General features: G+C 75.0%; 3 protein-coding genes. All 3 read left to right on the top strand.

From position 1 onward, the window contains the following. Nucleotides 1-366: 366 nt before the first annotated feature. Nucleotides 367-696: a hypothetical protein gene (locus C1I97_RS35140; RefSeq protein WP_309147850.1), complete on the top strand. Its 330-nt coding sequence runs from the start codon at nucleotides 367-369 to the stop codon at nucleotides 694-696. 81 nt (nucleotides 697-777) lie between these two features. Further along, nucleotides 778-1,230, top strand: coding sequence for a hypothetical protein (locus tag C1I97_RS35135; protein WP_111007011.1), 453 nt, complete (start codon nucleotides 778-780; stop codon nucleotides 1,228-1,230). Nucleotides 1,231-1,260: 30 nt separating this feature from the next. After that, nucleotides 1,261-2,424 carry a carboxylate-amine ligase gene (locus tag C1I97_RS35130; RefSeq protein ID WP_111007010.1) on the top strand — a complete coding sequence of 388 codons (1,164 nt, stop codon included), beginning with the start codon at nucleotides 1,261-1,263 and terminating at the stop codon, nucleotides 2,422-2,424. Nucleotides 2,425-2,585: the final 161 nt, after the last annotated feature.

The raw sequence follows: 2,585 nt of genomic DNA, 5'->3' as shown, positions 1-2,585 counted from the left end.
CCCCACCTCCCCACCCCGACCTGGGCCTGGCTCGCGACTGCGAGCACTGCCTGGGCTGGGGAACCGTCGTCACCCGCGACGGCGACCACGAACTGTGCGATACGTGCCAGTCGGGTCCGGACGACGACCCGTCCGCCGATGCCGCCGTACAGGTGGTGCGCCGCCCGCCCCGGCCGTAGCGTCGTCAACGAGTCAAGGCGTCGTCGGCCGGGAGCGGACATGGGCGGACAGTCGATGAGGACAGCGGTCACACTCTGTGCCGCGGGCTTGCTCGCCGCGGGCGCGGGAACGGCATCCGCCGCGCCCGCGGCGCCTCCCACGAACGCACGCCCGGCGCACGCCGTGCAGCGGCCGAAGGAACAGCCCGTGCTCGTGGACTGCTTCTTCAAGCCGCGGGCCCGCCCCGACGCCTTCATCCTCGCCTGCGGCGACGGCAACAGCCGTCTCTCGTCGCTGCGCTGGTCCCAGTGGAACGGCCGGTCCGCGGTGGCCAAGGGCCTCAACTTCGTCAACGACTGCAAGCCGTACTGCGCGGCCGGCAGGTTCCATCCGTACCCGGTGATCGTGCGGCTCGACCGCCCGGAGCCCTGGAAGAAGCGCCCCCACACGCAACGCTTCACCCGTCTGAGCCTGGTCTTCCCGGCCGCGCGGCCAGACGGCTACCAGCGGGTGGAGACCTATGCCCTCTGGGACTGACCGGCCGTAGCGGGCCGGGGGCTGTTTCGGTTGTGGCTGCTGGGAACTCGGAGAGCCGGCACGACCAAGGGAGCGCCCGGTATGCACTCAGTGACCAAAGGCCTGCTGGCCGGCGCCGTGGGCACGCTCACGCTGGAGCTGGCCGCCTACGGCGACATGCTGCTCCGCGGCCGCGGCTCCAGTGGAGTGCCGGCCCAGGTGGCGGAGCGTCTCGCCGACCGTGCCGGGGTGCCGCTCGGGGAGGGCGAGGAGAAGGGCAACCGCACCCAGGCGGCCGGCGCGCTGCTCGGCTACGCCGCCGGCCTGGGCACGGGAGCGGCGTACGGGCTGCTCCGGCACCGGCGGGCCCCCCTGCCGGACTGGGCGGCCGGGCCGGTGCTCGGCGCCGCGGCCATGGCGGGCAGTGACGTCCCGGCCACCGCCCTGCGGGTGACCGACCCCACCTCGTGGGACCTGAAGTCGTGGGCGTCCGACGTCGTACCGCACCTGGTCTACGGCCTCACCACCGCCTCGGTGTACCGGGCCCTGCGCTGAGCGGGCGGATCGCGAGGGCAGGGAAGAGCCATGACGTTGCGCATCGGGGCAGAGGAAGAGTTCCACGTGCTGGACGTGGAGAGCGGCAGGCTGGTACCGCGCGCCCGCGCCGTACTGGACCGGCTGGACGGGCCCGGGTTCACGAGCGAGCTGCAGCAGTCGGTGGTGGAGAGCAACAGCGGGGTCCACGACACCCTCGACGCCCTCCACGCGGACCTGACCGCCTCCCGGCGGCGGCTGGACGCGGCGGCCTCCTCGCTCGGCCTGGCGTCGGTGGCCGCCGGCACCGTACCGCTGGCGCGGGTGAGTTCCGGCCGCGTCACCGCCGGCCGCCGCTACCGGCACATGGCCGACGAGTACCGCAGGGTCGCCGACGAGCAGCTCATCTGCAGCGCGCAGGTGCACGTCGACGTACCCGACCGGGACACCGCCGTACGAGCCATGTGCCTGGTCTCGCCGTGGCTGCCGCCGCTGCTGGCGCTGTCCGCCAGCTCGCCGTTCTGGCTCGGCGCTGACACCGGCTACGCGAGCTGGCGCACCATGGTGTGGCAGCGCTGGCCCACCGCCGGGCCGGCCGGCCACTACACGGACGCCGCCGACTACGACGCCGCGCTTCAGGAGCTGATCCGCTCGGGCGTCATCAGCGACACCGGCATGGCCTACCACGACGTACGGCCCTCCGCGCACCAGCGCACGCTGGAACTGCGGATCTGCGACGCCTGCCCGCGCGTGGAGACGGTCGTGCTGGTCGCGGGACTCTTCCGGGCCCTGGTCCACGACGCGTGCGACCGGCTGGCCCGTGGGGACGGCCCCCGGTGCGACGGCCACCACGAGTGGTTGCGGGCCGCCACCTGGCGGGCCGCCCGCTCCGGCCTCGAAGACCCGCTGGTCGACCCGGTCGCCCGGCGCGCCGCCCCCGCTCGCGTGGTGCTGCACGGCATGGCGGCCCGGCTGCGCCCGGCACTGGAGGCGTCCGGCGACCGGGAGACCGTGCGCGGACTGCTGGCCGAGGCCCTGGCCCGCGGCAGTGCCGCGCACCGGCTGCGGCGGGCGGCCGAGGAGGAGGACCTGCTCGCCGGCGTCGACCTGATGGTCGCCGAGACCCGCGGCGCGCCCGTCCCGCGTGCCGCCGCGCCGGCCGGAACCCCCCGCGTCCGCCGTGCCGGCCCGGTCGCCGACGGGGCCGGAACCTGACCCGCCCGCATCCGGTGCCCGCCTGTCCGGCCCGCTTCGCCACCCGTCGCCGACGGTGCCGCACAACCATTCGAGGAGAGTCGTTCCCCGCCATGTCCCACGTCCCCGCTCCCGAGACCGCGGCCAGATCCGGCCGCCCGCCGTCGAAGCGGACCTCGCCG

This window comes from Streptomyces sp. NTH33 (assembly GCF_003236365.1).
Taxonomy (GTDB): domain Bacteria; phylum Actinomycetota; class Actinomycetes; order Streptomycetales; family Streptomycetaceae; genus Streptomyces.
Note: the sequence above shows the minus strand (reverse complement) of the source record. Positions and strands in the feature narration are given on the sequence as shown.

What these genes read in the sequence shown, in the direction of transcription:
- C1I97_RS35135 (WP_111007011.1), top strand. Translation starts at nt 778, where the DNA reads ATGCACTCAGTGACCAAAGGCCTGCTGGCCGGCGCCGTGGGCACGCTC.
- C1I97_RS35130 (WP_111007010.1), top strand. Translation starts at nt 1,261, where the DNA reads ATGACGTTGCGCATCGGGGCAGAGGAAGAGTTCCACGTGCTGGACGTG.